Annotated in this window: 4 protein-coding genes; 2 read left to right on the forward strand and 2 right to left on the reverse strand. The window is 58.2% G+C overall.

Annotated elements, in window-relative coordinates; genetic code table 11:
* Window positions 1-145 precede the first annotated feature (145 nt).
* Entirely contained in the window at window positions 146-1,651 is a 1,506-nt protein-coding gene (pta, locus tag ACEYDX_RS10885) for a phosphate acetyltransferase (RefSeq protein WP_373742035.1), read from the forward strand.
* A gap of 418 nt (window positions 1,652-2,069) precedes the next feature.
* Here pta and ACEYDX_RS10890 read toward each other — a convergent pair whose 3' ends face one another.
* Window positions 2,070-2,342: a glutaredoxin family protein gene (locus tag ACEYDX_RS10890; protein WP_373742036.1), complete on the reverse strand. Its 273-nt coding sequence runs from the start codon at window positions 2,340-2,342 to the stop codon at window positions 2,070-2,072.
* A gap of 74 nt (window positions 2,343-2,416) precedes the next feature.
* A complete protein-coding gene (locus ACEYDX_RS10895) occupies window positions 2,417-3,958 on the reverse strand; it encodes an OFA family MFS transporter (protein WP_373742037.1) in 1,542 nt (513 codons plus the stop codon).
* A 321-nt stretch (window positions 3,959-4,279) separates the two neighbouring features.
* Here ACEYDX_RS10895 and ACEYDX_RS10900 point away from each other — a divergent pair, with 321 nt between their 5' ends.
* Entirely contained in the window at window positions 4,280-6,103 is a 1,824-nt protein-coding gene (locus ACEYDX_RS10900; protein WP_373742038.1) for a transglycosylase SLT domain-containing protein, read from the forward strand.
* Window positions 6,104-6,542 lie beyond the last annotated feature (439 nt).

A 6,542-nucleotide genomic window follows, 5' to 3' on the forward strand; every position in this document is an offset into this window, starting at 1 on the left:
CGCCCGAAATTTCAGACGGCCTGCTTCCCGAACCGCATTCCTCCTGCGCCACTGCGCCGTTGTTCCATCCGCCGCGCTGTTGGTGCTAGAATAAACCGACGCCCGCACCGGGCGGTTTTGATACCCGTTTAATAAGGATAAGATTATGGCCAATGTATTGATTGTCCCCGTTTCCACCGGTTCAGACGGCCGTGCCGCCACCCAAGCCGTAGCCGCCGCGCTGCACGATGCACAAGCCTTTCAGGCGCTCGACGACAACGGCAGGGCCGAAGCTCTGATTGCCCAAGGCAAGGGCGACGACTGGTTTGATTCGGTCGTGGGCGAAGTCAGCGCGATTTCCGCTGCCAACACCGTTATCGAAGGCATCCGTCCCGATGCCGAAAAAGTATTCCTGTCTGCCCAAAACGTGGAACTCGCCCTGTCGCTGGATGCCGCCGTGGTCTTTGCCGCCCACACCTGCGACGGCGACATCGGATACATGGTACGCAAACTCAATCTGGCCAAACAGGCTTATGCCACCGCACCGGGCGTATTGGCGGGCTTCATACTCGACAATGCCGACGCCGGCACAGGTGCGGCCGTGGCCGAGCAAACCGGCCTGACCTATTTCGGCAGCACTGCCGCACTCCAAGGCTTGGAACAGCTTACCGACCGGCCGCACAGCCGCCTGTCGCCCGCACAGTTCCGCTACAACATGATGGATTCCGCCCGCAAAGCCGGTAAGCGCATCGTATTGCCCGAAGGCGCGGAACCGCGTACCGTGCAGGCGGCCGCCATCTGTCATGAAAAAGGCATCGCCCGCTGCGTATTGCTCGCACCGCGCGCCGAAGTGGAAGCCGTTGCCAAAGAACGCCACATCACCCTGCCCGATTCGCTGGAAATCATCGACCCCGCCACCTTAATCGAACAATACGTCGCCCCGATGGTGGAACTGCGCAAATCCAAAGGCCTGACACCCGAACAGGCGCGCGAACAGCTTCAGGATACCGTGGTGCTCGGCACCATGATGATGGCGCAAAACGATGTTGACGGCCTGGTTTCCGGCGCCGTGCACACCACCGCCAACACCATCCGCCCCGCCTTGCAGCTTATCAAAACCGCTCCGGGCGCAAGCCTGGTTTCCAGCGTGTTCTTCATGCTGCTGCCCAATCAGGTTTTGGTGTACGGCGACTGCGCGGTCAACCCCAATCCCGATGCCGCGCAACTGGCCGACATCGCCATCCAGTCGGCCGATTCCGCCAAAGCCTTCGGCATCGACCCCAAAGTCGCGCTGATTTCCTACTCCACGGGCACTTCCGGCGCAGGCCCCGATGTTGAGAAAGTGGCCGAAGCCGCCCGCATCGCCAAAGAAAAACGCCCCGACCTACTGATTGACGGCCCGCTGCAATACGATGCCGCCACCGTCCCCAGCGTGGGCAAATCCAAAGCGCCCGACAGCAAAGTGGCAGGTCAGGCCACCGTATTGGTGTTCCCCGACCTCAACACCGGCAACTGCACCTACAAAGCCGTACAGCGCAACGCCAACGTATTGAGCGTCGGTCCCATGCTGCAAGGCCTGCGCAAACCGGTCAACGACCTTTCGCGCGGCGCATTGGTGGACGACATCGTGTACACCATCGCCCTGACCGCGATTCAGGCAACGCAGATGTAAGCATTGCCGTGCCGCAACAAAAGGCCGTCTGAAAAGTTTTCAGACGGCCTTTTGTTGCGGCGGGATTCATCACCGGCAAAACGGCAATTCCGCATTCCGTGATGTCATGACGGCTCGGGTATCACAGGTACTGCGCGACTTCCCCGTGTTGGCAGAAACAGCCACCCAAGACAACAAGCCTTTGTTTCTAAATTAAATTTGAATTCAAACATCCAAACTTCCGCCTGCACGGGAAAGGCGGCATTGATGCCGTCAACGCATGATCCGAACACGGTCAAAAACATTATTCAGACGGCCTGACCGCATACCCGGCATTGCAGATTTTTGTGAACGCCAATGCCGTTCGCCCGCAAGCGCGTTGCAGGTATGCAGTACACCATAACCGGCCATAACGGCGGCATGCCCGACAACCGCAAACCTAACGGTTCATACCCCGCCCTTTTTCCTTGTGCCTTACCTGCTCTTCCAGCCATGCCTTCAATCTGGCCTCGTCTAAAAACCAATGGCAGATTTCGGTGCCGCCGCCCAGCAATACGGGGACAAGTTCATTGTATTTCTCTTCAAGTTCGGGGTGTTCGTCGACATCGATGATTTCGAGCGTGAAGCCGTATTGCACCTGATACGGCCCCAGCGCGGCACGCATTTGGTGGCACAGGCTGCAATATTCGCGGGACAGCAGGGTCAGTTTCATATCATGCCTCCTTTGCGGGCGGTAACGTTGTTGTTTCAGACGGCATCTGCGGCACGGACAGGCCGTCTGAAAAATCATTTGAACAAATCCATGACTTTTGCAAACACCATCACAATGCCGTAGCCCAACGGCACGGACACCAGCAGCCAGCGCCACCACACGGCAAAACCGCTGTGGGAAAGTTGTTCGGCAACGAGATAGGCATCGGAAACGGCGGTTTCGTCGTCGGGATTGCCGCTGTGCGCGGCTGCTTCGATGCTTTGGTGGTGATGTTTTTCGTGAACGGCTTTCACCGCGATGTTGCACAACAACCCGAGAACCAGCAAACCGGCCATGATGTACATGGTTACGCTGTAGGCTTGGGCGGCCGGCACGCCGCTGTCAATCTGCGCCTGACGGATATAGTTTACCAGCACGGGGCCGAGCACGGCGGCCAGCGACCATGCCAGCAGCAGCCGTCCGTGAATGGCGCCGACCTGATAAGTGCCGAACAGGTCTTTCAGATAGGCGGGAATCGCCGCAAACCCGCCGCCGTACATCGACATGATGACGCAGAACCCGATAACGAACAATGTCTTGCTGCCGTTTTCCCCCAAAGTCGGCACAGCGAAATACAGCAGCGAGCCGAGTATGAAGAACACCATATACACGCCTTTGCGGCCGATGCGGTCGGAAATGCTCGACCAGAAAAAGCGTCCGCCCATATTGAACAGGCTCAGCAGGCCGACGAAACCTGCCGCCGCCGCGGCATCCACCGCCGCATCCCTGCCCACCGACAGCTCGGAAAACAGCTCCTGAATCATCACCGAAGCCTGCCCGAGCACGCCGATGCCGGCGGTAACGTTCAGGCACAAAATGCCGAACAGCAGCCAAAACTGCGGCGTTTTCACGGCCTGAGCCGCGCTCACATGGCTGCTGCTGACCAGTTTTTGCGCTTTTTTCGGCGGCACATAACCTTCGGGCTTCCATCCTTCAGACGGCACACGGATGGTAAACACGCCGAACATCATGAACACAAAATAAAAAATCCCCAACACCACAAAGGTTTCCGCCACCCCCACCGAGGCCGGGCCGCCGAAAAACTTCATCAACGCCACCGACAACGGCGAAGCCAGCATCGCGCCGCCGCCGAAGCCCATAATCGCCAATCCCGTGGCCATGCCCGGTTTGTCGGGAAACCACTTCATCAGCGTCGAGACGGGTCCGATGTAGCCCAAACCCAGACCGACGCCGCCGAGCACACCGTTGCCCAAATACAGCAGCCACAGGTTGTGCGTATAAACCCCCAGCGCCGACACCAGAAAACCCAGCCCGAAACAGCAGGCCGCGGCGAACATCGCTTTGCGCGGCCCCACCCGTTCCATCCAAGTGCCGAACACCGCCGCGGATGCGCCGAGTACCGCCAACGCAATGCTGAACACCCAGCCGACGGTTGCCAGCGTCCAATCGGACGCAGCAGATTCGGTAATGCCGACTACCTTCGTGAGCGGCGCGTTAAACACCGAATAAGCGTAAATCTGGCCGATGGAAAGGTGTACGGCCAATGCCGCAGGCGGCACCAGCCAGCGGTTGAACCCAGCAGGCGCAACGGAACGGGAACGATCGAGAAATTTCATGCAAAACCTCTGGAAGCATTGATTGGCAACAACAACCCGGGAAAAATTTATGAAAAACAGCTATTTGAAATTGTTGACAATATTTTAACACAGCGGAACGGCAGGCTTTGCGTGATATTATTTGCCGTTCCGCATGCAGAAAATTCATGATAAATCCCGCCCGTTTTTGCGGTTAACCGAAAACAAACCGCTCTCAAACCTCCTTTCAGGCCGTCTGAAAACCTTTCAGACGGCCTTTTTGTCTTCAAGTAGCGAATCGGTTATACTTCGTTCAATTTTCTATCTAAAAATCCAATATTCCAGAATTTGAAGAAAGCACACATGAGCGCCAAACGCACCTTCCGTTATTCCGCACTCGCCGCCACTTTGGCAGCCATGCTGGCCGTAACGGCCTGTACATCCTCCGAACAGACCGTCCATCCCGTAGAAGCAGGCAGCCAGCCGACGAAATCTTCGCGCGCGGTCGAATCGGATTCCAAAGTCCTTTCCGACTTCAGCCAGTACCAATCCGCATTCGACGCGGCCAAACGCGGCGACGATGCCTATCCGCAACAGTTTCTGGCACAGGCCGGAGACAGCGCGATGGCGGAAAACGTGCGCAACGAATGGCTGAAAAGCCTCGGCGCGCGCGGCGCATGGGATATGTTCCGCCGCGAATACGCCAAGCTCGCCCCCGCCGGTCGCAGTCAGGAAGTGCAGTGTTTCGCCGAACTGAACAGCGGCGAATACGGCAAGTTGGCGGGCGAACTGGTTAAGGAAACCAAACGCCTGCCCGCAGGCTGCACGCGTTTGGTCGAAGCCGCCGCACAGTCCGGCAAACTCTCCAAAAGCGACGGCTGGCGCCGCGTGCGCGGCCTGATCGGCAACGGCCAGACCACCGACGCGCGCAACCTTGCCGCAGCTTTGGGCGGCGGCCAGACCGAACAGGAATTCCGTCTGGTCAACATCATCGGCAGCAGCGCACAGAAAAGTGCATCCTCCGCCGCCGCGCTGCAAAGCATGTCCGGCAGCCTGAGCCGCGAACAGGCGGGCTATGCCTGGGGTGTACTCGGTTTGGTACAGGCCCGTGCGCACAATATGAGCACCGCCCTGAACCACTTCAACCGCGCCGACCGCAGCCAGCTCGATAACGAACAGTTCGAATGGTACGCCCGTGCCGCCCTGCGCCTGCAACGTTGGAGCGATTTGGCATCCGTCATCCGCAGCATGCCCGCGAAACTGCAAAACGACCCCGCATGGCAATACTGGCTGGGCCGCAGTCTCGCTGCCCAAGGCAACAGCGGTTCGGCCCGCGGCCATTATGAAAAAGCCGCCGCATCCGGCCGCAACTTCTACGCATTGATGGCCGCCGAAGAACTCGGCAACCGCGTCAGCACCCGCAACAATGCCGAACCGGACAAAGGCGATGTCAAACGCTTGGCCAAAGACGGCGCATATGCCCGTGCGCTGACGCTGTTTAAAAACGCGCAAAGCAGCGGCAACGGCAAAATGCGCAGCATGGCGCAGGCGGAATGGCGTTTCGCCACCCGCGGCGCGGACGAAGACACGCTCTTGGCCGCCGCACAGCTGGCCTACGACAACAAGTTCTACGACATGGCCATCAACAGCGCCGAGCGCACCGACAAGAAGCTCAACTACAACCTGCGCTACCTGTCGCCCTTTAAAGAAACCACCATGCGCTATGCTTCGCAGGTCGGCGTTGATCCGGCTTGGGTGTACGGCCTGATCCGTCAGGAAAGCCGTTTCGCCATCGGCGCGCAATCGGTTGTCGGCGCACAGGGCCTGATGCAGGTCATGCCCGCCACCGCCCGCGAAATCGCCGGTAAAACGGGCATGAGCAGCAGCGAACTGTACACCATGGACGGCAACATCCGCATGGGTACATGGTATATGGCCGACGTAAAACGCCGTCTGAGAAACAACGAAGTGATGACCACCGCGGGCTACAACGCCGGCCCTTCCCGCGCCCGCAACTGGCAGGCTTCCACCCCGCTCGAAGGCGCGATTTACGCGGAAACCATCCCGTTTACCGAAACGCGCGATTACGTGAAAAAAGTGATGGCCAACGCCACCTATTACGCCAGCCTGTTCAACACTTCCCCCACTTCGCTGAAACAGCGCATGGGAACCGTTCCGGCACGCTAATCCGTTTAGCCGAACCGCAATACGAAGGCCGTCTGAAAACGCGACACCGTTTTCAGACGGCCTTGATCAACTTCTTTCCCGGACAACATGAACAACGGCTTCGCTTCATGCAATAGTCGGGGTGCATGCGCTGATTCCCCTACTCGGGCAGCCTTGATTGCCGGACAAGCGGGAATGCCGCGCCACCCGACTCGCAGCCTAAAAACCGCCAAGTCCGAGCCATCAGCAACCATGTTTTCCCGTCATTCCCGCGCAAGTGGGAATCCATGTTTGAGTCACAGTTAACGGTTCAACCGCTCATATAGCAAATAAACTTATTTATCGATACACACCTGAAACAGCCAATCCACATCCGTAATTCGCAGCCGATTCCTAACACCTTTAATCCAAGCCCACTTTTTCTCTATCTGATTCAGATCGGGGCTATAAGGTGGAAGCC

It is taken from the genome of Neisseria sp., assembly GCF_041804105.1.
In the GTDB taxonomy this organism is placed as follows: Bacteria; Pseudomonadota; Gammaproteobacteria; order Burkholderiales; family Neisseriaceae; genus Neisseria.

What these genes read in the sequence shown, in the direction of transcription:
- pta (WP_373742035.1), top strand. Translation starts at nt 146, where the DNA reads ATGGCCAATGTATTGATTGTCCCCGTTTCCACCGGTTCAGACGGCCGT.
- ACEYDX_RS10895 (WP_373742037.1), bottom strand. Translation starts at nt 3,958, where the DNA reads ATGAAATTTCTCGATCGTTCCCGTTCCGTTGCGCCTGCTGGGTTCAAC.
- ACEYDX_RS10900 (WP_373742038.1), top strand. Translation starts at nt 4,280, where the DNA reads ATGAGCGCCAAACGCACCTTCCGTTATTCCGCACTCGCCGCCACTTTG.
- ACEYDX_RS10890 (WP_373742036.1), bottom strand. Translation starts at nt 2,342, where the DNA reads ATGAAACTGACCCTGCTGTCCCGCGAATATTGCAGCCTGTGCCACCAA.